The organism is Pseudomonas kilonensis, assembly GCF_001269885.1.
Classification (GTDB): domain Bacteria; phylum Pseudomonadota; class Gammaproteobacteria; order Pseudomonadales; family Pseudomonadaceae; genus Aquipseudomonas; species Aquipseudomonas kilonensis.
The window spans coordinates 250,335-274,390 of the sequence record NZ_LHVH01000024.1 but is presented as its reverse complement, the minus strand read 5'-3'; the positions used below and the strand labels follow the sequence as shown (position 1 = coordinate 274,390).

21 protein-coding genes are annotated in these 24,056 nt (G+C 61.6%); 12 read left to right on the top strand and 9 right to left on the bottom strand.

From position 1 onward, the window contains the following. Positions 1-56 precede the first annotated feature (56 nt). The 4 genes from galU (at position 57) to ahpF (ending at position 5,157) form a co-directional block, all read left to right on the top strand. Positions 57-896, top strand: coding sequence for a UTP--glucose-1-phosphate uridylyltransferase GalU (galU, locus tag AD662_RS17480; protein WP_003182953.1), 840 nt, complete (start codon positions 57-59; stop codon positions 894-896). Positions 897-1,283: 387 nt separating this feature from the next. Further along, entirely contained in the window at positions 1,284-2,639 is a 1,356-nt protein-coding gene (gorA, locus tag AD662_RS17475; protein WP_018605982.1) for a glutathione-disulfide reductase, read from the top strand. 268 nt (positions 2,640-2,907) lie between these two features. Then, a complete protein-coding gene (gene ahpC, locus AD662_RS17470) occupies positions 2,908-3,471 on the top strand; it encodes an alkyl hydroperoxide reductase subunit C (RefSeq protein WP_014337814.1) in 564 nt (187 codons plus the stop codon). Positions 3,472-3,594: 123 nt separating this feature from the next. Beyond that, positions 3,595-5,157 carry an alkyl hydroperoxide reductase subunit F gene (gene ahpF, locus AD662_RS17465; protein WP_053189173.1) on the top strand — a complete coding sequence of 521 codons (1,563 nt, stop codon included), beginning with the start codon at positions 3,595-3,597 and terminating at the stop codon, positions 5,155-5,157. A gap of 243 nt (positions 5,158-5,400) precedes the next feature. On the opposite strand, the gene gloA is transcribed toward ahpF, so the two are convergent. Further along, positions 5,401-5,922, bottom strand: coding sequence for a lactoylglutathione lyase (gene gloA, locus AD662_RS17460; protein WP_018605977.1), 522 nt, complete (start codon positions 5,920-5,922; stop codon positions 5,401-5,403). Between the two features lie 195 nt (positions 5,923-6,117). On the opposite strand from gloA, the gene AD662_RS17455 reads away from it, so the two are divergent. Next, a complete protein-coding gene (locus AD662_RS17455; RefSeq protein ID WP_018605975.1) occupies positions 6,118-6,645 on the top strand; it encodes a DUF4946 domain-containing protein in 528 nt (175 codons plus the stop codon). A 111-nt stretch (positions 6,646-6,756) separates the two neighbouring features. Here the strand turns inward: AD662_RS17455 and AD662_RS17450 are convergent, their stop codons facing one another. From AD662_RS17450 to AD662_RS17440, 3 genes are all read right to left on the bottom strand, one after another. Continuing rightward, the gene (locus tag AD662_RS17450) at positions 6,757-7,122 is read right to left on the bottom strand and encodes a histone-like nucleoid-structuring protein, MvaT/MvaU family (RefSeq protein WP_013693615.1); all 366 of its coding nucleotides are present in this window, start codon (positions 7,120-7,122) and stop codon (positions 6,757-6,759) included. A gap of 211 nt (positions 7,123-7,333) precedes the next feature. After that, the gene (locus tag AD662_RS17445; RefSeq protein ID WP_053189171.1) at positions 7,334-8,878 is read right to left on the bottom strand and encodes an EAL domain-containing protein; all 1,545 of its coding nucleotides are present in this window, start codon (positions 8,876-8,878) and stop codon (positions 7,334-7,336) included. Between the two features lie 234 nt (positions 8,879-9,112). Next, positions 9,113-9,976: a LysR family transcriptional regulator gene (locus AD662_RS17440; protein ID WP_053189169.1), complete on the bottom strand. Its 864-nt coding sequence runs from the start codon at positions 9,974-9,976 to the stop codon at positions 9,113-9,115. 227 nt (positions 9,977-10,203) lie between these two features. Between AD662_RS17440 and AD662_RS17435 the strand changes: the two genes are divergently transcribed. Together AD662_RS17435 and hppD are read left to right on the top strand one after the other, a co-directional pair. Then, positions 10,204-11,148 (top strand): DMT family transporter, encoded by a 945-nt coding sequence (locus AD662_RS17435; protein ID WP_053189167.1) that lies wholly within the window; start codon positions 10,204-10,206, stop codon positions 11,146-11,148. A 248-nt stretch (positions 11,149-11,396) separates the two neighbouring features. Beyond that, positions 11,397-12,473 (top strand): 4-hydroxyphenylpyruvate dioxygenase, encoded by a 1,077-nt coding sequence (gene hppD / locus AD662_RS17430; RefSeq protein WP_018605953.1) that lies wholly within the window; start codon positions 11,397-11,399, stop codon positions 12,471-12,473. Between the two features lie 177 nt (positions 12,474-12,650). Here hppD and rarD read toward each other — a convergent pair whose 3' ends face one another. From rarD to AD662_RS17415, 3 genes are all read right to left on the bottom strand, one after another. Then, positions 12,651-13,535 (bottom strand): EamA family transporter RarD, encoded by an 885-nt coding sequence (rarD, locus tag AD662_RS17425; protein ID WP_053189165.1) that lies wholly within the window; start codon positions 13,533-13,535, stop codon positions 12,651-12,653. Positions 13,536-13,753: 218 nt separating this feature from the next. Then, positions 13,754-14,773, bottom strand: coding sequence for an aldo/keto reductase (locus tag AD662_RS17420; protein ID WP_053180325.1), 1,020 nt, complete (start codon positions 14,771-14,773; stop codon positions 13,754-13,756). A gap of 193 nt (positions 14,774-14,966) precedes the next feature. After that, entirely contained in the window at positions 14,967-16,277 is a 1,311-nt protein-coding gene (locus tag AD662_RS17415; protein ID WP_018605945.1) for an MFS transporter, read from the bottom strand. Between the two features lie 181 nt (positions 16,278-16,458). Between AD662_RS17415 and AD662_RS17410 the strand changes: the two genes are divergently transcribed. The 5 genes from AD662_RS17410 to AD662_RS17390 all read left to right on the top strand — a co-directional run bounded on the left by AD662_RS17410 (position 16,459) and on the right by AD662_RS17390 (position 22,518). Beyond that, the gene (locus AD662_RS17410) at positions 16,459-17,583 is read left to right on the top strand and encodes a sugar diacid recognition domain-containing protein (RefSeq protein ID WP_018605943.1); all 1,125 of its coding nucleotides are present in this window, start codon (positions 16,459-16,461) and stop codon (positions 17,581-17,583) included. Positions 17,584-17,887: 304 nt separating this feature from the next. Next, positions 17,888-19,024 (top strand): glycerate kinase, encoded by a 1,137-nt coding sequence (locus tag AD662_RS17405; RefSeq protein WP_053189163.1) that lies wholly within the window; start codon positions 17,888-17,890, stop codon positions 19,022-19,024. 83 nt (positions 19,025-19,107) lie between these two features. Then, a complete protein-coding gene (locus tag AD662_RS17400) occupies positions 19,108-20,292 on the top strand; it encodes a pyridoxal phosphate-dependent aminotransferase (protein ID WP_018605901.1) in 1,185 nt (394 codons plus the stop codon). A gap of 218 nt (positions 20,293-20,510) precedes the next feature. Further along, positions 20,511-21,212, top strand: a complete 702-nt coding sequence (locus AD662_RS17395; protein WP_018605899.1) for a response regulator — start codon at positions 20,511-20,513, stop codon at positions 21,210-21,212. Positions 21,213-21,216: 4 nt separating this feature from the next. Next, positions 21,217-22,518, top strand: coding sequence for an ATP-binding protein (locus AD662_RS17390; RefSeq protein WP_053189161.1), 1,302 nt, complete (start codon positions 21,217-21,219; stop codon positions 22,516-22,518). Positions 22,519-22,586: 68 nt separating this feature from the next. Here the strand turns inward: AD662_RS17390 and AD662_RS17385 are convergent, their stop codons facing one another. Together AD662_RS17385 and pncA are read right to left on the bottom strand one after the other, a co-directional pair. Next, positions 22,587-23,228: a DUF1345 domain-containing protein gene (locus tag AD662_RS17385; protein ID WP_053189159.1), complete on the bottom strand. Its 642-nt coding sequence runs from the start codon at positions 23,226-23,228 to the stop codon at positions 22,587-22,589. A 41-nt stretch (positions 23,229-23,269) separates the two neighbouring features. Next, positions 23,270-23,923, bottom strand: coding sequence for a bifunctional nicotinamidase/pyrazinamidase (gene pncA, locus AD662_RS17380; RefSeq protein WP_053189157.1), 654 nt, complete (start codon positions 23,921-23,923; stop codon positions 23,270-23,272). Between the last annotated feature and the right edge of the window lie 133 nt (positions 23,924-24,056).

Here is a 24,056-nt window from a genome sequence, read left to right as displayed (position 1 = left end):
CGTCGCCTGATTAGACTGCGCCGAAACTCGTACACACCGCCTTTTCAAGGACTTATATGATCAAGAAATGCTTGTTCCCAGCAGCCGGTTACGGTACTCGCTTCCTGCCAGCGACTAAAGCCATGCCCAAAGAAATGCTGCCGGTGGTGAACAAGCCACTGATCCAGTACGGCGTCGAAGAAGCCCTCGATGCGGGCCTGACGGAAATCTCCATCGTCACCGGCCGCGGCAAACGCGCCCTGGAAGACCATTTCGACATCAGCTACGAGCTGGAAAACCAGATCAAGGGCACCGACAAGGAAAAATACCTGGTCGGCATCCGCAAGCTGCTGGATGAGTGCTCGTTCTCCTACACCCGCCAGACCGAAATGAAAGGCCTGGGCCACGCGATCCTGACCGGCCGCCCACTGATCGGTGACGAACCGTTCGCCGTGGTCCTGGCGGACGACCTGTGCGTCAACCTCGAAGGCGACGGCGTCCTGACCCAGATGGTCAAGCTGTACAAGCAGTTCCGCTGCTCCATCGTGGCGATCCAGGAAGTCGATCCGCAGGAAACCAACAAGTACGGCGTGATTGCCGGCGAAATGATCCGCGACGACATCTACCGCGTTCACAGCATGGTTGAAAAACCAAAACCTGAAGACGCGCCGTCGAACCTGGCGATCATCGGTCGCTACATCCTGACCCCGGACATCTTCGACCTGATCGAACAGACCGAGCCAGGCAAGGGCGGCGAAATCCAGATCACCGACGCCCTGATGAAACAGGCCCAGAACGGCTGCGTCATGGCTTACAAGTTCAAAGGCAAGCGTTTCGACTGCGGTGGCGCCGAAGGCTACATCGACGCGACCAACTTCTGCTTCGAGAACTTCTACAAGACGGGCAAGGCTTACTGATAGCCTGCGCCACGCCTTGAAAAACGCCCCGACTGGTTCGGGGCGTTTTTTTATCTGGAAAACCCTCCAGCAGTTTCACTCAGTGCGAAAAACACACAGAACCCTGTGGCGAGGGGATTTATCCCCGCTGGGCTGCGCAGCAGCCCTAAAGCCTGCAACTGCGGTGTATCAGGCTGATTGCATCTGGATTTTGGGGCTGCTGTGCAGCCCAACGGGGATAAATCCCCTCGCCACAGGAATGAGGTAGGCCTTAGGTAATCATTACGCTACAGGAGGGCACTCGCGCCTGGCCACCTGGCTTTTCCATTTTCCACCCCCATAACCATCGCAACGCTGCCTCAGGTGAAAACAGCAGGTATGCTGATGACCTGCCGAAGGAGATAGAGAATGGCCTACGATTTTGACTTGTATGTGGTTGGCGCCGGTTCCGGTGGTGTGCGGGCTGCGCGGTTTGCCGCCGGTTTCGGCGCCAAGGTGGCCGTGGCGGAAAGCCGTTACCTGGGCGGGACCTGCGTGAACGTGGGCTGCGTGCCGAAAAAACTGCTGGTCTACGGCGCGCATTACGCCGAGGACTTCGAGCAGGCGTCGGCCTATGGCTGGACGGCGGGCGAGGCGAGTTTCGACTGGGCCACGCTGATCGCCAACAAGGACCGGGAAATCAATCGCCTCAACGGGATTTATCGCAACCTGCTGGTCAACAGCGGCGTTGTGCTGCACGAAGGTCATGCCAGGCTGACCGGGCCCAACGAGGTCGAGATCAATGGCCAGCGCCACACCGCCAGGCACATCCTGATCGCCACAGGCGGTTGGCCGGTGATCCCGGACATTCCGGGGCGCGAGCACGCCATCAGCTCCAACGAGGCGTTCTTTCTCAAGGAACTGCCCAAGCGCGTCATCGTGGTGGGCGGTGGCTACATTGCGGTGGAGTTCGCCGGGATCTTCCACGGCATGGGTGCGCAGACGTCCTTGCTCTATCGCGGTGAGCTGTTCCTGCGCGGCTTTGACGGCGCGGTGCGCAAGCACCTGGCAGAAGAGCTGACCCGTCGTGGCCTGGACCTGCAATTCAACGCTGACATCAAGTCCATCGAAAAACTGGACGATGGCAGCCTGAGGGTCGAGCTCAAGGATGGCAAAACGTTGCTCACCGATTGCGTGTTCTACGCCACCGGTCGGCGGCCGATGCTCGACAACCTGGGCCTGGAAACCACCGGTGTCACGCTGGATGAGAAGGGCTTTGTCCAGGTCAACGAAAAATACGAGACCGCTGAACCGTCGATCCTCGCCATTGGCGACGTGATCGGTCGCGTCCAGCTCACCCCCGTTGCCCTGGCCGAAGGCATGGCGGTGGCGCGACGTCTGTTCAAGCCCGAGCAGTATCGCCTGGTGGATTACCGGATGATTCCCACCGCCGTGTTCAGCCTGCCGAACATCGGCACCGTTGGCCTGACCGAAGAGCAGGCCAGGGAGGAGGGGCATGAGGTCGAGATTTTCGAAAGCCGCTTCCGGCCGATGAAACTGAGCTTGACCGAATGCCAGGAGCGCACCCTGATGAAACTGGTGGTGGATGCCCGGACCGACAAGGTGTTGGGATGCCACATGGTCGGGCCGGATGCCGGTGAAATCGTCCAGGGGCTGGCCATTGCCCTCAAGGCCGGCGCCACCAAGCGCGACTTCGACGAAACCATCGGCGTGCACCCGACGGCTGCCGAAGAGTTCGTGACGATGCGTACGCCCGTCGCCTGAAGCGACCCGTAAGAGCTGCGTAAGAGCTGTGTAGGAGCTGTCGAGTGCAACGAGGCTGCGATCTTTCCCCAGACACTTGCATCTAAAGCGAAAGATCAAAGGATCAAAAGAGATCGCAGGCTTCGCCAGCTCCTACAGATTTTTTCTATCTATATAGATTCCTGATAGCCAAAACCAATCATTCACATCAGGTTTGCCAATGAGCCAGCCTGGGGATGAGTGGTTAAGATCCTCTCCATCAACTTCCAACCCTGATGGAGAAACATCGATGCCTATCATCAACAGCCAAGTTAAACCGTTCAACGCTACCGCTTTCAAAAACGGCGAATTCGTCGAAGTATCGGACGCTAACCTGAAAGGCAAATGGTCTGTCGTGTTCTTCTACCCGGCTGACTTCACCTTCGTTTGCCCAACCGAGCTGGAAGACCTGGCCGACAACTACGCCGAGTTCCAGAAGCTGGGCGTCGAGATCTACAGCGTCTCCACCGACACTCACTTCGCCCACGCTGCCTGGCACAACACTTCGCCAGCCATCGGCAAGATCCAGTACACCATGATCGGCGACCCGACCCACGTCATCTCGCGCAACTTCGACGTGCTGATCGAAGAAGTCGGCCTGGCTGACCGCGGCACTTTCGTGATCAACCCACAAGGCCAGATCAAGATCGTTGAAATCAACGACGGCGGCGTAGGCCGTGACGCTTCCGAGCTGCTGCGCAAGATCAAGGCCGCTCAGTACGTTGCCGCTCACCCGGGCGAAGTCTGCCCAGCCAAGTGGAAAGAAGGCGAGGCCACCCTGGCTCCGTCCCTGGACCTGGTCGGCAAGATCTAAGTCTGTGAGTCATCCGAGGGCGATCCGCTCTTAATCAAGTAAGCCGCTTCGCCCCACAAAACGCCCGGGCGAGATTCGCTCGGGCGTTGTTTTTTCTGAATTCAAAAAATGGAAATCGCCCGTATGTTGGACGCCAATCTTAAAGCTCAGTTGAAGTCATACCTGGAACGGGTCACCCAGCCGATCGAGATCGTCGCCTCCCTCGACGACGGTGCGAAATCCCAGGAAATGCTCGCGTTACTCCAAGACGTTGCCAGTCTTTCCCACCAGATTACCTTGCTCGACAACGGCAGCGATGCGCGCAAGCCTTCGTTTTCGTTGAATCGCCCGGGAGCCGATATCAGCCTGCGTTTTGCCGGCATTCCCATGGGGCACGAATTCACTTCGCTGGTGTTGGCCTTGCTGCAAGTGGGCGGTCACCCTTCGAAGGCCAGTGTCGACGTCATCGAACAGGTCCGCTCCCTCAAGGGCGAGTTCAACTTCGAGACCTATTTCTCGCTGTCGTGCCAGAACTGCCCGGACGTGGTCCAGGCGCTGAACCTGATGGCGGTGCTGAACCCGAACATTCGCCACGTCGCCATCGACGGCGCGCTGTTCCAGGCTGAAGTCGATGAACGCCAGATCATGGCCGTGCCGAGTGTGTACCTCAACGGTGTGAACTTCGGCCAGGGCCGCATGGGCCTGGAAGAGATTCTCGCCAAGATCGACACCAGTGGTATCGAACGCCAGGCCGAGAAAATCAGCGCCAAGGATGCCTTTGATGTGCTGGTGGTCGGCGGTGGCCCGGCCGGTGCTTCGGCGGCGATCTACGCGGCCCGTAAAGGCATCCGCACTGGCGTGGCGGCCGAACGTTTCGGCGGCCAGGTGCTCGACACCATGGCCATCGAGAACTTCATCTCGGTCCAGGAAACCGAAGGGCCGAAACTGGCCGTCGCCCTGGAAGAACACGTCAAGCAGTACGACGTGGACATCATGAACCTGCAACGTGCCGACGGCCTGGTGCCAGGCAAGGACGGCGGGCTGCATGAAGTCAAGTTCGCCAGCGGTGCGAGCCTCAAGGCCAAGACCGTGATCCTGGCGACCGGTGCCCGCTGGCGCGAGATGAACGTGCCGGGCGAGCAGCAGTATCGCAACAAGGGCGTGGCGTACTGCCCGCACTGCGACGGTCCGCTGTTCAAAGGCAAGCGCGTGGCGGTGATCGGCGGTGGTAACTCCGGCGTCGAGGCGGCTATCGACCTGGCCGGTATCGTGGCCCACGTCACGTTGCTGGAGTTCGATGTGCAATTGCGTGCCGACGCGGTATTGCAGCGCAAACTGCACAGCCTGCCGAACGTGACGGTGATTACCAACGCCCAGACCACCGAAGTGACTGGAGACGGTCAGAAGGTCAATGGCTTGCGCTACAAGGACCGTCCGAGCGGTGACGTGCGGGATGTGGCGTTGGAGGGGATCTTCGTGCAGATCGGCCTGTTGCCCAACACCGATTGGCTCAAAGGCACCGTCGAGCTGTCGCCGCGGGGTGAGATTATCGTCGATGCCCGAGGTGAAACCTCGATCCCTGGGGTGTTCGCCGCCGGTGACGTGACCACCGTGCCGTACAAGCAGATCGTGATTGCCGTGGGCGAGGGCGCCAAGGCTTCGCTGAGTGCCTTCGACCACCTGATCCGTACCTCTGCGCCGGCCTGAAAAGTCGATAGCTGAAAAAGCAAAACCCCATGAGCCTGGCTCATGGGGTTTTTATGTTTGCGCATTGTCTGTGGGGCAGGCGTTGTGTTCACCCTGTTATATCGAGTTGCCTCCTTCGCGAGCAAGCCCGCTCCCACATTGGACCGTGTGGGAGCGGGCTTGCTCGCGAAGAGGCCCTCAAATCCAGCATCACTGTCGACAGGCAAACCGCTATCGCGCTGTCACAATGGACGGTGGAGAGTTTTACAGCGGCGCAGGCTGGATGATTTCAACCCAGTAGCCATCCGGGTCCTTGATGAAGGCCAGGCTTTTCATGCGGCCGTCGTTCAGGCGTTTCTGGAAATCGCAGCCCAGTGCCTCGAAGCGCTCGCAGGCGGCGACGACGTCCGGTACCGAGATGCAGATATGGCCGAAGCCGCGTGGGTCGGTGTTGCCGTTATGGTAGGCGAAGGCCGGATCGCTTTCGGTGCTGTGGTTGTGGGTCAGTTCCAGGATGCCAGGGATCGACTTCATCCATTCGGTCCGCGCCGCCGCGTCCGCCGGGATCTGGCTCTTGTCCACCAGTGCCAGGAAATACAGGCTGAACTCGGCTTCCGGGAAGTCGCGTTTCTCCACCAGCGAGAAACCCAGCACGCGGGTGTAGAAGTCCAGGGACCGGGTGATGTCCTTGACCCGCAGCATGGTGTGGTTGAAGACGAACTGGGTCGTGGCGGCATCAGGTTGTGCGGTGACGCCAGGGAAAGTATTGAGTTCGTGCAGGCTCATGGGCCCTCCGGAAAATAAGTGGGGCAAACGGCGTCGCAAGCGTGGTTGCGACGGTTCCTGGGCTTGCGTCAGACGGCTTCCTTGCAGGTGCGAGCATGATACGCAAGGGGCGCGGTGTCGCCAAACCGCGTGTGGCTATTGCCTGCTTCTGCCTCGGGCTTCAGACTTTACGATTCGCCCTTGAGTGCCAACGCAATGATTCGACCGTTCCTTTCGCTGTTTGTCCTGCTGTTTGCCTGCATTGCGAGTGTCGGCGGCGTCCAGGCGGACGAACCGCAGATCGCCTGGCCCCAAGGCTGGGTTGTCGAGCCACTGCCCGCCGACGCCGCGGCGCCGGGCCCCTTGCGACAACGTGCAACCAAGAGCGATTCGGCAGGCAATGCGGTGATGGTCATGGAATTGACCACGACCACCGTAGAACCCGATCACCAGGTCAACTTGCAAGGCGTGTTGCTGGAAATGCGCAAATCGATCCAGAAGGATTTTTTCCAGGGCGGTTACCAAAGTGTGTGCAATAAGATCCATGCTTCCATGTTGGGCGGCGTAACTGCATTGGAAACCACTTGCACGATCACGCAAAACGGACGACATGTATTGTCTCAGGCACTCGTCGCGGCACTAAATGAGGGCAAGGCTTATGTGCTGTCCTATGCAGGGCAGGCGCAGGTGTTTGTTGAAAGCCAGGATGAAATACAGTCGGTGCGAAACAGTTTGAAACTATAACGCCGTCAGCGTAATACGCTCGGGGTTTAATCCAAAAGTTTAGCCCATAAAAAAGCCCTGAGTGTATTCAGGGCTTTTTTTTGCATCATGGGGGCTGTCAACCACGCACTGTCAACCACGCAACCAGGAATCGACGGTAGCTGCACCGTACTGTTCTTTCCAGGCTTTGAGGCCGCGGTGATTGCCGCCCTTGGTCTCGATCAACTCGCCGGTGTGCGGGTTCTGGTAAACCTTTACCACTCGCGCACGGCGGGTCTTGATGGGTTTGCTCGATTGCAGGCTCGCCTTGGACGGGTTCGGGTCGAGGATCGCGACGATGTCGCGCAGGCTCTTGCCGTAGGTTTTCATCAGTCCCTGGAGCTTTTCCTCGAATTCGATTTCCTTCTTGAGCCCGGCATCGTTCTTCAGTGATTCCAACTGCTTGAGCTGTTCTTGAAGGGCCTTTTCGGCTGCACGAAATTCAGCGAGTCTGGACAAAATCGTTACTCCATTCAAAATATTTGGCTGATACCAACCGCAAACAAAGCTATAAGCCGAGCGCCTTGGTGTTAATGACTCTCCTGCTATCTGGCACAGGTAGAAAAATTGTAGTAGTTAATCTGGAAAGTGTAAATCGTAACTTTTTCGTTATGTAACAACAGCAAAATTTTTTATCAGTTGGGCATCGTCGTCAATAGATCGGCGGCGGTTAACTGCCATTAAGGTCGGTCAAGGTCTCAATGAACGCCTGCCCGCTAATCGGTCGACCAAATAGATAACCCTGTAGAAAGTTCACCCCATGGGCGCTCAGGTAGTCGCTTTGCTCGACGGTTTCGACGCCCTCGGCCACCATGTCCAGGCCCAGCTTGCCCGACAGTTCGATGATGCTGTCGAGCAGGTGCCGTGACAGCGTATCGGCACCGATCCTCGCGACAAAACTCTGGTCGATCTTCAAGAAGTCCACGTTGAACTGGCGCACGTACGCCAAGCTGGAATGACCCGTGCCGAAATCGTCGAGGGCGATCTTGACGCCCAATTCCCGCAGCTGGTCGAACAGTTGCCGGGTAACGGGCGTAGGTTCGATCAACTCGCGCTCGGTCAACTCCAGCGCCAGGGCAATCGTACCGGGCGCGAAGGCGGCGAGAAATTCGCGACAATCGTCCACCAGCGCCAGATCCTGGCAGTGGCGGGCGGTGATGTTGATGCCAACATGAAACGGCGCTTCGAGTTGAGGCGCCAGCGGTGCCAGCAGGTGCATGGTTTGCTGCATCAGCGCCCGGGTCATCGGTACGATCAGGCCGCTGTGTTCGGCGAATGGAATGAACAGGTCGGGGTGAACGAGGCCTTCCTTGGGGTGGTTCCAGCGCATCAGCACTTCGACGCCGGCCCAGCGTTTGCTGTCGCTGTGCACGATCGGTTGCAGATAGGGCACGAACTCGCCGGCTTCCAGGGCCCGTTGCAGTTCACGACTGGGCGAGGAGGCGCGTTTTTGCAGCCAGTGCCCGAGGATCCCGGCCACGACGCCGAAGAACATCAGCAAGCTGAACAGCGGCGGATATTCCCTGGCCATGTAGCGCCAGGTCTCGCCCTCGTCGAAGCCGGCTTCTACATTGAAGGCATAGCGCGATGACCCCAGTTCATTCTGGGCGACCGGCAGCCCGGGCATGGGCGCTGGCCGGACCTTGCCGTCCGCCGCCAGCCAGTTCGTCCCGACTTGCAGCCTTAGCCGGGTCTGGCGGCCGATCAAGTGCAAGACGTTCGTCAGGTGGTACCCGTTAAGCGTGGCCAAGGCGCCTTGATGGCCCTCGTTGAGCCGGTAAATCAGCAGCGCGGTGTCCGGCGTGACCGGGTTGCCGCCCATGAGCCACAAGCTGCCTTGATGGTAGTCGCTCGGGTTGACGCGTTCCTCGAAGGCACCGAACAGCGAGCTGCAATAGAGGTTGTTGTCCCAGATAAGGTTGGTCGAACGGACAAAGGGCCGGCGCGTCACTTGTTCGCGTAAGGCCAGCTTCACCGCTTCGCAGGGCTGGCCGGCCAGAGGCAATAGTTCACGGGCCGCCAAGGCGGTGTTGTCGAGCATCAGCTCGATCTGCCTGACCAGTTCCTCGGCGGTTTGCCGGGTGTGTTGCGCCAGCGTCCGTTCGGCCTGCATGTACAAAATGGCCAGCCCTGACAGCATCGGTACCAGGCCGCACAGCAGGGTGACGAGATAGCGACGGGGCCGGGTGTGCGAGCGGGTGGCGGTCAAGGGCATCGGCACAACCTGAGAAGAAAAGGGGTGAGGGTGAATCGTCGGATGCCGACCATGATAGATGGCTTGCCGGGTGCTTGCTGACCGCAGCATGACTGTGGAGCGAGGTCTGTGGGAGCAAGGCTTGCCCGCGATGAACGATCATGCGGTCCACCTGGAGAACCGAGGTGCCTTCATCGCGAGCAAGCTTTGCTCCCACAGGTTCAATGCCAGGCTCCCCCAGGTTTGATGCCGGGCTCATGACTGCCGGGCCAGCTCGATAAACGCCAGGGTGGCGGGCGAGGCCTGGCGGCTGTCCAGGACTGCCAGGCCAATCTGCCGTGGCACTCGCGGCGACAAGGGGCGTGCGACGAAACCCAGGCTTTCGCCCTCCGGCAACGAGCCTTCGGACACCACGCTCACCGCCTCACCGCGCCTGACGATATCCAGGGTGCTGAGCAATTGCGAACAACGGAAACGCACGTTCGGGGTCAGCCGGGCGGCATTGAACAGGCGCGAAACCAGCTCCGATGATCCCGCCTCGGTGTGCACGAAGGGTTCGTTGCACAGGTCCTTGAGGCTCAGGCTGGCCTGGGCGGCGAGGGGATGGTGAGTGGGCAGCAGGGCGACCATCTGATCTTCCATCAGCATGAACGTATCGAAACGCTCCTCGGGCAGCACCACGAAGCCGACGTCGATCCGCCGTTCGTCCAGCCACTGGAGGACCTGCCTGTCGGGTCCTTCGTCGATGTGCACTTCGATGCCGGGATGCAAGTCTCGATAGCGCCGCAGGATACCGGGCAACAGTTTCATCGATGACGTTGGCCCGAACGAGCCGATGCGCAAGGTGCCGCGGCGCATACCCCGGGCATCGGCGGCTTCCTGGCGCAAGGTGTTGGCCAGCCCGAGCATGGCCCGGGCCCGCAGCAGCAATTGCTGACCAATGTCGCTGAGTTCCACCTGGGATTGATGACGCCTGAGCAATTCCACACCCAATTCTTGTTCCAGGGACTTGATGGCGTGGGATACCGCTGACTGGCCGATGCCCAATCGTGTGGCCGCCGCCGTGAACCCCCGCAGCTCGGCGACCAGGGAGAAGATTTCGAGTTGGGTGAGGGTCATGAGGGATTACTCATTTTACGATGATCAGGCATGAGGCAAATAATGAGGTATCCAACACCTTGTGGCGAGGGGATTTCACTGTGGGAGCAAAGCTTGCTCGCGATGAACGATGACTCGGTTTGCCTGCTGAATCGCGCCGCCTTCATCGCGAGCAAGCTTTGCTCCCACAATTAATCCCCCTCGCCACAGGTTTTGCGTTGTTCTCATTAGCGTGCCGTGGTGCAACCATGAAAACCCTCGAACAAACCCTCCCAACCCCGTCAGACCTGCCGGTCTACCTGAAGCTCGCCATGGTCACCATGATCTGGGGCGGGACCTTCGTGGCCGGCCGGATCCTTGCCGATGCCCTGGCGCCGATGTTTGCCGCCAGCCTGCGGTTCCTGTTGGCGAGTATCGCGCTGCTGGCGTTTCTCGCCCTGGCCGGGATCCCGCTGGTCAGGCCCAGTGTGAAGCAGGGGCTGCAGTTGGCTGCGCTGGGGTTCTTCGGCATCTTTTTCTACAACCTGTGCTTCTTCTATGGCTTGCAGTACATCAATGCGTCGCGGGCCTCGCTGATCGTGGCCTTGAACCCGGCGGTGATCGGGCTGGCGTCCTGGTGGTTGTTCAAGGAGCGGCTGAGCCGCTTGAAAGTGGCGGGCATCGTGCTCTGCATCGGTGGGGCGGGGCTGGTGATCGTCAGTCGTGATCCGTCCTTGTTGCAAGGCGCAGAGCAGGGTTGGATCGGCGACCTGCTGATTTTTGGCTGCGTGCTGGGCTGGGGCATCTATTCGCTGTTTTCGAAAAAACTCAACGACTGCCTCGGCCCCTTGCAGACCGTGACCTGGTCGATTCTGCTGGGCACGCTGATGCTGTGGCTGGCCTGCGCGGCGGCGGGAGAAGTCCGCGTTGAAGCCCTGCGCGGTCTGGACGTGGAGCAATGGCTGAGCCTGTTGTACCTCGGCGTGCTGGGCTCGGCACTGGCCTATATCGCCTGGTACGACGGCATTCGTCGGATTGGCGCGACCCGCTCCGGCGTATTCATCGCGCTCAACCCGCTGACGGCGGTACTGCTGGGGGCGCTGCTGCTGGACGAACGGCTCACGGCCCTGATGTGTGTCGGCGGGGGCGTGATCCTGGTGGGGATTTTCCTGTGCAACAAACCCCTTGCGCGGTCGAAGGAAAAGGCGATTTGATACAGAAGGCGGACAAACCTGGTTACGCTGTGTAGAATCGATTTACGCATATAAGAATAACGTCTTCTGGCAGCAGAAGCCTCGCCCGCAAGAGCCTTGGGTCGACAATGAAGATACTTGGGTTTCAACTGATCTATGGCGATTTCCTCGCCCGCAGCGTTCGTGGCATTTCCTGCGCGCCGCCCCGTGTCCTCAGCATCGCCAGCAACTAACGTTTTTTGTTAATTGAGCAATGATGAGGCGCCGACATGGCAGATCTATACGAAAACCCCATGGGCCTGATGGGCTTCGAATTCATCGAATTCGCATCCCCGACCCCCAACACCCTGGAGCCGATCTTCGAGATCATGGGCTTCACCAAAGTGGCCACCCACCGCTCCAAAAACGTGCACCTGTATCGCCAGGGCGCGATCAACCTGATCCTCAACAACGAACCCCACAGCGTGGCCTCGTACTTTGCCGCCGAGCACGGTCCTTCGGTGTGCGGCATGGCGTTCCGGGTCAAGGATTCGCAACAGGCCTACAAGCGTGCCCTGGAACTCGGTGCCCAGCCGATCCACATCGAGACCGGCCCGATGGAGCTGAACCTGCCGGCGATCAAAGGCATCGGCGGCGCGCCGCTGTACCTGATCGACCGTTTTGGCGAAGGCAGCTCGATCTATGACATCGACTTCGTGTTCATCGAGGGCGTGGACCGCAACCCGGTGGGCGCGGGCTTGAAAATCATCGACCACCTGACCCACAACGTCTATCGCGGGCGCATGGCCTACTGGGCCGGCTTCTACGAGAAACTGTTCAACTTCCGCGAGATCCGCTACTTCGACATCAAGGGCGAATACACCGGCCTGACCTCCAAGGCCATGACCGCCCCGGATGGCATGATCCGTATCCCGTTGAACGAAGAGTCGTCCAAGGGCGCCGGGCAGATCGAAGAGTTCCTGATGCAGTTCAACGGCGAAGGCATCCAGCACGTGGCCTTCCTCACCGACGACCTGATCAAGACCTGGGATCACCTGAAAAGCATCGGCATGCGCTTCATGACCGCGCCGCCGGACACCTACTACGAAATGCTCGAAGGCCGCCTGCCGAACCACGGCGAACCGGTCGATGAACTGCAATCGCGGGGCATTCTGCTGGACGGTGCTTCCGAGCAGGGCGACAAGCGCCTGCTGCTGCAGATTTTCTCGGAAACCCTGATGGGGCCGGTGTTCTTCGAATTCATCCAGCGCAAGGGCGACGATGGTTTCGGCGAAGGCAACTTCAAGGCGCTGTTCGAGTCCATCGAGCGCGACCAGGTGCGTCGTGGTGTGCTGGCGACCGAGTAAGGCCAGAGCCATGAAAAAGCCCGCCCGGCAGTGATGTCGGGCGGGCTTTTTTTGTTGCCGATGCAGTCCCGAATGTGGGAGCGGGCTTGCTCGCGAAAGCGGTGTATCAGTCGATATAAATGGCGCCTGACACGCCGCTTTCGCGAGCAAGCCCGCTCCCACAGGTTCGATGTAGGCTCAGGCCCTGCGCTGCTGTCGCACCAAGTGCTTGAACCCTTCGAACACCAACACGGCCACCGCCATCCAGATGGGGATGTAGGTCAGCCATTCACCGGCCTTGATGCTTTCGCCCAACAGCAGCGCAACGCCCAGCAGCAGCACCGGTTCGACATAACTCAACAGCCCGAACAGGCTGAACGGCAGCAATCGACTGGCGACGATGTAGGACACCAGCGCGCTGGCGCTGATGACCCCGAGCACCGGGATCAGCAGCGACAGCCACGGGTATTGATCGAACACGTCGAAACCCTGTTCGCCGCTTTGCACGAACCACAGCGCAATGGGGAGCATCAGGGTCATGTCCAGCCAGAGGCCGCCCAGGTTGTCGGTCTTGATGCGTTTGCGCAGGATGAAATAGATCGGGTAGCCAATCACCACCAGCAAGGTTGCCCAGGAAAAACCACCCACCTGGTACAACTCGTTGAACACGCCAAGGGTGGCGAAGAACACGGCGACTTTCTGCAGGTAGGAAAGGCGTTCGCCATAGACAATGCGCCCGGTCAGGACCATCGACAGCGGCAGCAGGAAGTACCCCAGCGACACGTCCAGGCTGTAGCCATTGAGCGGCGCCCACATGAACAGCCACAGTTGCGCGCCCATCAATGCCGACGAGGCGATCGCCGCGATCAACAGCCGTGGCGTGGCGATCAGGCGTTGGATCAGCGCCGTGACCAGGTGCCAGTCCCGCGTCACCAGCAGGAAGGCGGTCATGCACGGCATCGTCAGCAGCATGCGCCAGCCGAAGATCTCCACGCCGGTCAGCGGTGAGAGCAACGAGGTGTAGTAGTACATGACGGCGAACAGCGCGGAGGCCGAGACCGATAGAACGATGCCTTTGGACACGGTGATTCTCTTGAGGGCGATCAATCAACACCTTACCTGTGGCAGGGTTGTTGGTTGTGGGAGCGAGTCATGTGGGAACAAGGCCTGCGGTAGCAAAACCTGTGGGAGCAAGGCCTGCGGTAGCAAAACCTGTGGGAGCAAGGCTTGCCCGCGATAGTCACGCCGCGGTTCAACAGGTGAGCCGCATTATCGTTCATCGCGGGCAAGCCTTGCTCCCACTAAGCCTTGCTCCCCACAGGTACCCGCCCCGGCACGAAATGGCTCACATCGTTGAACCCCGGCGTCGAAGCATGCCCCGGCGTCACCAGCGAATCGATGAACGCTTCATCTTCCGCGCTGATCTTCACCGATTGCGCCTTGGTGTACGAATCCCACTGCTCCTCGGTGCGCGGCCCGACGATGGCCGAGGTCACGGCGCTGTTGTTCAGCACCCAGGCGATGGCGAACTCGACGATGCCCACGCCACGGCCCTGGGTGTATTGCAGGATCTGCTGGGCAATGCGCAGGGACTCGACCCGCCACTCGGTTTCCAGGATGCGTTTGTCCTGGCGTCCGGCACGGCTGTTGGCGTCCGGCGCCACGTCTGGCGCGTACTTGCCGCTGAGCACGCCTCGGGCCAGGGGGCTGAACGGCACCACGCCGAGGCCGTAGTTCTGCGCCGCGGTGATCTGCTCGGTTTCCGCCTGGCGGTTGACGATGTTGTACAGCGGTTGGCTGATTACCGGGCGGTCGATGCCCAGGCTGTCGGCGATGCGGATCACCTCGGCAATGCGCCAGCCACGGTAGTTCGACAGGCCCCAGTAGCGGATCTTGCCCTGGCGAATCAAATCGCCGATGGCCGACACAGTAACGTGCAGCGGGGTGTTGTGGTCTTCACGGTGCAGGTAATAGATGTCCAGGTAATCGGTGCCCAGGCGCGTCAGGCTCGCCTCGATACCATTGAAGATGTGCTTGCGGCTCAGGCCGCTGCGGTTGGGCATGCCGTCCGGCGGGCCGAAGCCGACCTTGGTGGCCAGCACCCATTCCTGGCGGTGACGGGCGATCGCCTCGCCGACGATCTCCTCGGAACGGCCGTTGGTGTAGACGTCCGCGGTGTCGATGAAATTGATGCCCTGGTCCCAGGCCTTGTCGATGATCCGCAGCGAATCCTCGGTGCTGGTCTGTTCGCCGAACATCATCGTGCCCAGGGTCAGCGTCGAGACTTGCAACCCGGAATGGCCTAGCGTGCGGTAGCTCATGACAAGATCCTTTTATCCATGGGGAAAGGCTCAATCAAATACCAGAACCGTCGCGTGGATCAAATAGAATTCTCAAACGCCCCCAAATCAACTGTGGGAGCGGGCTTGCTCGCGAAGGCGTCGTGTCAGTCGCCATTGATATTGACTGATACACCGCTTTCGCGAGCAAGCCCGCTCCCACAAGGGATTGGTGTCAGGCCCGTAGGGTGCGGGTCATGCGCAACGCCAGCAGGCTGCCGCAGACAATCACGCCCGCCAACAGGTACAGCGCCGCGTCGGTCGAGCCGGTGGCGTCCTTGACCCAACCCACCAGGTACGGGCTCAGGAACCCCGCCATCTGCCCCATGGAGTTGATCAACGCCAACCCACCGGCCGCCGCGCCAGCGCTGAGCATTGCGGTGGGCACCGGCCAGAACATCGGCAGGCCGGTGAGGGCGCCCATGGTGGCGATGGACAGGCCGATGATGGCGATGGCCGGGGTGGTGGCGAAGTTGACGGCGATCAGCAGCCCGACGGCGCCCATCAGCATCGGCACCACCAGATGCCAGCGGCGCTCCTTGTGCAGGTCCGCCGAGCGGCCCACCAGCAACATGAACACCGCCGCCAACAGGTAAGGGATCGCACTCAGCCAACCGATCACCAGGTTGTCGCCAAAACCCAGGCTCTTGATGATCGACGGCAGCCAGAAGTTGATCGCGTACACGCCGCTCTGGATGCAGAAGTACACCAGGCCGAAGGCCCAGATCACCGGGTTCTTGAACACCGCCAACAGCGAGTCGGTGGCGGTCTTTGGTTTGTTGGCCAGGTCTTCGGCGTGGTCGGCGGTGAGCACGTCGCGCTCCTGGTCGGTCAGCCATTTGGCGTTGGCGAAGGTGTCGCTGAGCAGGAAGAACGCCAGCGCCCCGAGGATCACCGTCGGAATGCCTTGCAGCAGGAACATCCACTGCCAACCCGCCAGGCCGCCCTGGCCGGCCGCGAAGTGGTTGAGGATCCACCCGGAAAACGGGCTGCCCAGCAGGCCGGACACCGGGATGGCCGACATGAACAACGCCATGATCCGGCCCCGTCGGAACGTCGGGAACCATTGCGAGAGATAAAGCACCACGCCAGGGAAGAACCCGGCCTCGGCGGCGCCGGTGAACAGCCGCAAGGTATAGAACTCGGTGGGGGTGGTGACGAACAGCAGGCACGTCGACAGGGTGCCCCAGGTGATCATCATCAGCGCGATCCAGCGCCGCGGACCGAACTTGGTCAGGGCCAGGTTGCTCGGCACGCCGCACAGCACGTAGCCGATGAAGAAGATCCCGGCACCGAGGCCGTACACGGTTTCGCTGAATTTCAAAGCGTCGAGCATCTGCAACTTGGCGAAGCCAACGTTGACCCGGTCGAGGTAGTTGAACAGGTAGCAGATGAAAATGAACGGGATCAGGCGCAGGGTGATGCGCTTGTAGACGGTGTTTTTTTCGTCGGGGGTAGCCAGGAGGGCTGTTGCGCTCTGGGACATGGCGGGTCTCTCTTTATTATGATTTTGGCGAGCCAAGGGGTAACGTTGACCGCCCCTTGAGTCTCGGCCAGCCCAGGGGGCCGTGTCTTTGTGCCCGAGCACAGGGTTTGAATGCAGACCCTGTGCGCCTGACCAAACCCATGCCTACAACAATCCACGCCGCCTGCAAGGAACACCGCCCATGTTCGAACTCGATCACGATCTGGCGCAGGACATCGTCGACCGGGCGATGGCGATCCTGCCGTACAACGTCAATGTCATGGACAACCAGGGCCTGATCCTCGGCAGCGGCGAGCGCGAGCGGGTCAATACCCGTCACGAGGGCGCGCAACTGGTTTTGGCCAATGGCCGGGTGGTGGAAATCGACGAGCACACCGCGATGCACCTCAAGGGCGTGCAGCCGGGGATCAACCTGCCGCTGATGCTCGATCAACGACTGATCGGCGTCCTGGGCATCACCGGCGAGCCTGCGCAACTGCGTACCTACGCCGAGCTGGTGCGCATGACTGCCGAGATGCTGGTGGGCCAGCGCAACCAGCAGGCCGAGCAGCAATGGCGCCGGCAGCGCTGCGATGACTTGCTGGCGTTGCTGCTGGGCGATGCCGGGGATTCGCCACGGCTGTTGGACGAAGCCCGGCAAATGGGCCTCAAACCGCAATTGTCGCGGGTGCCGTATCTGTTCGAACTGGGCCTGGAACATGGGCCCGGGCAGACCGTCGAGACGTTGAGCGCGTGGTTGATGTCGCGCTACCCGGACAGTTGGTGCCTGACCTCGTCCAAATCTTCCTTATTGTGGTGTCGGCCGGTCACCGCCTCGGTGGAGAACGAACGGCTGCTGGGCAAGCTCGATGGGCTGGGCTGGAACATCCTGCGGATCGCGGTGGGCGGCCAGGCTGAAGGGTTGGCGGGCTTGCGGCGTTGCTATCGGCGGGTGGCTGATCTGCTGGCCTATGGGCGTGATGTGTTGCCGCAATCGCGCTTGCTGGCGCTCAACCGTTATCGCCTGCCGGTGCTGCTCTGGCGCCATCGCAGCGACGACGCCCTGGACGAATTGCTGACCCCGTTGCGCAAGGTCATCGCCAAGGACAGCAACGGCCAGTTGCTCGCCACCCTGCGCAGTTGGTGCGAACACGACGGCCAGAGCCAGGCCTGCGCCGACGCCCTGGGCATCCACCGCAACAGCCTGCGCTACCGCATGGAGCGCATCGCCGAACTCAGCGGCGTGGACCCGTTGCGCCTGGACGGGATGCTGGCGTTGTACCTGGGGGTGCAACTATTGCCCCAGACCGAGAGCACACCGATATAAAACTGTGGGAGCGGGCTTGCTCGCGAAGGCGTCGTGTCAGCAGCCTTGAAGTCGACTGATGCACCACCTTCGCGAGCAAGCCCGCTCCCACAATAGGTCTGTGTTGTATGCAGATCCTGAGTTCACGCAGGCCTGTGTGGGAGCGAGCCTGCTCGCGATGAGGCCGGCAGCTTCAACCTGAATCTTCCTGGAAAACCGGTATTTGTGAATTTGAACAATAATGCCCAGTGCCTTTTGTGCAGCGGACCGGCGTCACGGCTGCGGTCAACTGGCAGCATGCTGTGCATCGGAACCGGAGAATAATATGAAAATAGTCATCGCCCCCGACTCGTTCAAGGACAGCCTCAGCGCCCAGGGCGTCGCCGATGCCATCGCCCAGGGGCTGGCCGAGGTCTGGCCGGATGCGCAGTTGGTCAAATGCCCGATGGCCGACGGCGGGGAGGGGACGGTGGAGTCGGTGTTGGCGGCCTGTCACGGTGAGTGGCGCCGCACCCGGGTCCGCGGTCCGTTGGGTGTCGCCGTCGAGGCGCGCTGGGGCTGGTTGGCCGAGAGCCGCACCGCGATCATCGAAATGGCCGAGGCCAGTGGCTTGCAACGGGTGCCACCGGAGCAACGCGACGCCTGTTCCAGCAGCACCTATGGCACTGGCGAGCTGATTCGCGCTGCCCTCGATGAGGGCGCCGGCCGGGTGATCCTGGCGATCGGCGGCAGTGCCACCAACGACGCCGGTGCCGGGGCGATGCAGGCCCTGGGCGTGGTGTTACTGGATGACCAGGGCCAACCCCTTCCTCCCGGTGGCCTGGCCTTGGCGAACCTGTCGCACATCGACCTGAGCGACCTCGACTCGCGCCTGGCCCAGGTCAGCTTCGAGATTGCCGCCGATGTCGATAACCCGTTGTGCGGTCCCCATGGCGCGTCCGTGGTTTTCGGTCCGCAGAAGGGCGCCACTGCCCAGCAAGTGCAGGCGCTGGACCGGGCCTTGGGGCATTTCGCCGAACACTGCGCACGGGCGTTGAACAAGGATGTGCGCGACGAGCCGGGCAGCGGCGCCGCCGGTGGCCTGGGGTTTGCGGCCAAGGCGTTCCTGGGCGCGCAGTTTCGTACCGGCGTGGACGTCGTCGCCCAGTTGACCGGGCTGGCCGAGGCGGTCAACGGCGCCGACCTGGTGATTACCGGCGAAGGCCGTTTCGACGCCCAGACCCTGCGCGGCAAGACCCCCTTCGGCGTGGCCCGCATCGCCCGCCAGCACGGTGTACCGGTGGTGGTCATTGCCGGCACGCTGGGGGAGGGTTACCAGGCGCTGTATGAACACGGCATCGACGCCGCCTTCGCCCTGGCCAGCGGGCCGATGACCTTGCAGCAAGCCTGCGCCGACGCCTCGCGCCTGCTGAGCGAGCGCGCCCGGGACGTTGCACGGCTTTGGCGGGTGGCGGCCCGATAGCACCTGTGGGAGCAACCTTTGCTCACACAGGATTGAATTTGAGATAGGGTTGAGGCTGGATATCGCGCAATCAGGAGAGATACATGCGCTTCTCAGCTTTAACCCAACGCATCACCGGCGATGGTGCCGCCGCCTGGCAGATTCACGACCGGGCGCTGGCCATGCGCGAACAGGGCATGGATGTGTTGTTGCTGTCAGTAGGTGATCCGGACTTCGACACCCCGCGCGCCATTGTCGACGCCGCCGTGGGCAGCCTGCGGGCCGGTGAGACCCATTATTCGGACATCCGCGGCTTGCACACCTTGCGGACCAGCATTGCCCGGCGTCATCGCCTGCGTTGCGGCCAGCCTGCGGGGGCCGAACAGGTCGTCGTACTGCCGGGGGCGCAGTGCGCGGTGTATGCGGTCGCGCAATGCCTGCTCAACCCTGGCGACGAAGTCATCGTCGCCGAGCCGATGTATGTCACCTATGAGGCGGTGTTCGGCGCCTGCGGGGCGAAAGTGGTGCCGGTGGCGGTCCGCCCGGAGAACGGTTTTCGGGTCGAGCCTGCGGACGTTGCCCGTCTTGTGACCCCGCGTACCCGGGCGATGCTGCTCAACAGCCCGAACAACCCGTCCGGCGCCAGCCTGCCGATGTCCACCTGGCAGGCATTGGCCCGGTTGTGCATCGAACATGACCTGTGGCTGATCAGTGACGAGGTCTACAGCGACTTGCTCTACGACGGCGAACACATCAGCCCGGCCAGCCTGCCGGGCATGGCCGAGCGCACCGCGACGATCAACAGCCTGTCCAAATCCCACGCCATGACCGGCTGGCGCATTGGCTGGGTCATCGGCCCTGAATCCCTCGCCGACCATCTGGCGAACCTGTCCTTGTGCATGTTGTTTGGCCTGCCGGATTTCGTGCAACGGGCCGCCCAAGTAGCGCTGGAGCAGGAGTTGCCGGAAGTGGCGCAGATGCACGAGGAATATCGCCAGCGCCGGGACCTGGTCTGCGCCATGCTCGACGACAGCCCAGGCCTCAAGCCGGTGCGGCCCGATGGCGGCATGTTCGTGATGGTCGACGTGCGCCGTACCGGCCTCGATGCCCAGGCATTTGCCGAGCGACTACTGGACGACTACGGCGTCTCAGTGTTGGCCGGCGAGGCGTTCGGGCCCAGTGCGGCAGGGCATATCCGTCTCGGGCTGGTGGTCGATCAGGTGAAGCTGACGGATGCGTGCCAACGGATCGCCTCGTGTGCGGCGCAGCTGCTGCGGGCCCAGCGGTAACGTTTTGTAGTGGCTGTGTGAAATTGTGTAAGGGTTTTGCTCGTCGATGAGCGAGGGCGTATATCCTTGGCAGCTTGAGATTTTCTGCGCCTGTGGCATCGCCCTCGCGAGCAAGCTCGCTCCCACATTGAGTCTTTAGTGCGACTCAGGCCCCTGTGGGAGCGAGCTTGCTCGCGATGAGGCCCAACCAGGCGCCACAGCACTTTCTGGAAACACCCATGCCCAACATCCTCCTGGTCGAAGACGACACCGCACTCTCCGAACTGATCGCCAGTTACCTGGAGCGCAACGGCTATCAGGTCAGCGTGCTCAGCCGTGGCGATCACGTGCGTGAACGGGCGCGTGTCGATCCGCCGGACCTGGTGATTCTCGACCTGATGCTGCCGGGGCTGGACGGCTTGCAAGTCTGCCGCCTGCTGCGGGCCGACTCGGCGACCTTGCCGATCCTGATGCTCACCGCCCGGGACGACAGCCACGACCAGGTCCTGGGCCTGGAAATGGGCGCCGATGACTACGTCACCAAACCTTGCGAGCCCCGGGTATTGCTGGCGCGGGTGCGTACCTTGTTGCGCCGCAGCAGCCTCACCGAGCCGCAGACGGTCAACGACCGCATCCTCATGGGCAACCTCTGCATCGACCTGTCCGAGCGCACCGTAACCTGGCGCGGGCAAGCGGTGGAGCTGTCCAGCGGCGAATACAACCTGCTGGTGGTGCTGGCCCGGCATTCCGGCGAAGTGCTGAGCCGCGACCAGATCCTGCAGCGCCTGCGCGGCATCGAGTTCAACGGCACCGACCGTTCGGTGGACGTGGCGATTTCCAAGTTGCGGCGCAAGTTCGACGACAACGCCGACGAAGCCCGCAAGATCAAGACGGTGTGGGGCAAGGGTTATCTGTTCAGTCGTTCCGAGTGGGAATGCTGAGCCGATGTGGAAGCTGCTGATCCGCCTTTACCTGGTCACCATCGTGTCCTACAGCGCGGCGATCTACCTGATGCCGGAACTGGTGATCCGCCTGTTCCAAGACCGTTTCATGACCTACAACCTCGATTATTCCCGTGGCCTGCAAACCTTGATGGTCAAGCAGTTCCGCGCCGTGCCCAGCGAGCAGTGGCCGGCGCTGGCGGCGCAGATGGACAAGGAGTTCGAGCCGCTGCGCATCGAGCTGGCGGCGGTCGATGACGGCGGCTTCAGTGCCGAAGAGCAGGCGCGTCTCAAGCGCGGCGAGAACGTGGTGCGTATCGGTGACTGGGCCTGGCGCACCTTGGCGGCGGCGCCGCTGGACGGGCACACGGCGGTGAAGATGGTCGTGCCGCCGGACCCGGCCGACGTCAGCTGGTTGTACTGGAGCATCAACGTGTTGATCGGCGCGACCATGTTGGCCTGCCTGTTGCTCTGGTTGCGGCCTCACTGGCGTGACCTGGAACGCCTCAGGCGCACCGCCGAGCGTTTTGGCAAAGGTCATCTGGGTGAGCGTACGCACATTGCCTCCAGTTCGAACATCGGCAGCCTGGCCCATGTGTTCGACACGATGGCGGGGGACATCGAGAACCTGCTCAACCAACAGCGGGACCTGCTCAACGCCGTGTCCCACGAACTGCGCACGCCACTGACCCGGCTCGACTTCGGCCTGGCCCTGGCGCTGTCCGATGACCTGCCGGCGGCCAGTCGCGAGCGCCTGCAAGGGTTGGTGGCGCACATTCGCGAGCTGGATGAGTTGGTGCTGGAACTGCTGTCCTACAGCCGTTTGCAGAACCTGCAACACTTGCCCGATCGGGTTGAAGTGGCGTTGGACGAGTTCATCGACAGTATCCTGGGTAGCGTCGACGAAGACCTGGCGGCGCCAGACGTGGTGATCGACGTGCTGTTGCATGGGGCGCTGGAGCGTTTCGTGCTGGACCCACGCCTGACCGCCCGGGCGTTGCAGAACCTGCTGCGCAATGCCATGCGTTATTGCGAAAAGCGCATCCAGGTCGGTGTGCGGGTGGGTGATCAAGGCTGTGAGATCTGGGTCGACGACGATGGCATCGGCATTCCCGACAGCGAACGCGAACGCGTGTTCGAGCCGTTCTACCGCCTGGACCGCAGCCGCGACCGCGCCACCGGCGGTTTCGGCCTCGGCCTGGCCATCAGCCGCCGCGCCCTGGAAGCCCAGGGCGGCACACTGACCGCCGAAGCCTCGCCACTGGGTGGCGCGCGCTTCAGGCTGTGGCTGCCAACACCCGCTTGAGCCTCGGTGCGATCTCTGTGGCGAGGGGATTTATCCCCGCTGGGGCACGAAGTGGCCCCCAACTTTCCTCACCCAAACAACCCCGCCGCAATATTGATCGAAAACCCCAGGATCGCCGTGTTGAACACAAACCCGATCAACGATTGCGCCAGGACGATCTTGCGCAGTTGCCGTGTGGCGACGCCCACGTCCGAGGTCTGCACCGCCACGCCGATGGTGAAAGAGAAATACAGGAAATCCCAATAGTTGGGCGTGGTCAGCCCTTCGGCAAACCGCAACGCCGGCTCCTTGCCTTCCCAGGTGTAATACAACCGCGCGTAGTGCACGCTGAAGATCACCCCGATCAGCAACCAGGAACCGATCACGGTCATTGCCGTAAAGCCGTAGTGCAACAGCTTGCCGGCCGCGTGCAGGTCGCGGCTGCCGGCCAGTTCGAGGGTGATGGTTGCCAGGCTGGCCAGCGCTGCGATGCAGACCACCAGCAGGACCAGCCCGGCATTTTCATCTTCGATTTCGGCGATGCGCCGGACGTCGGGCGCCTTGGCCCGCACGGTCAGCCAGGACATCAGCACCAGATAGGTCCAGACGCCGGTATTCCAGCCGATCAGGATCTTGCTGATGATCGAGTCCACGGGAACCAGGATACCCACCGCCAGGCCAAGGACCGTGGCGCTGGACAGACGCGGGTGGGTGCGGGCGAGGAAGGGCATGGAGACTCACTGTCCAGAGGGGAGGCGGCTAGTATGAGCGATCAAGCGAAGGGGCGACCGTCTATCGCGCTGGACTCGATCAATTGCACGCCTGCTTCCTGCATCCGTCGGATTGCCGCCTCCATCGAGCCGTCGATATCGATGCCCCGGCAGGCATCCAGTATCACCACCGCATTGAACCCCGCCAACCGGGCATCCAGCGCCGAGAACATCACGCAGAAATCCAGGGCCAGTCCCACCAGGTACACCGTGTCGATGCCGCGCTCCTTGAGATAGCCGGTCAAACCGGTGGGGGTCTGGTGGTCCGCTTCCATGAAGGCTGAATAGCTGTCGATGTCCGGGTTGCAGCCCTTGCGAATGATCAGCTTGGCATGGGCGAGGTCGAGTGCCGGGTGCAGCGCGGCGCCGTTGCTGCCCTGTATGCAGTGGTCGGGCCAGAGTTTCTGCTCGCCATAGGGTAATTGGACGATGTCGAACGGTTGCTTGCCCGGGTGGCTGGACGCAAACGAGGCGTGCCCGGCCGGGTGCCAGTCCTGCGCAAGGACGACGTGCCTGAATGAATGGCCGAGCTGGTTGATCAGCGGCACGATCTCATCGCCCCCCGGTACCGCCAGTTGGCCGCCGGGGATGAAGTCGTTCTGTACATCGATTACTACCAGCGCGGTGGTCAAAGCCCGGTTGGCGGGAACGCCCATGAATGAATCCTCCTTGAAGTGGTTTTTCGATAATAGCTGAATGGCGTGGGCCAGGTGTTTGTCCGCAAGCGCTCACAAGGTCTTGTGTTGGTCGCGTGCTTCATGACGACACAGATTCCTGTGGGAGCGGGCT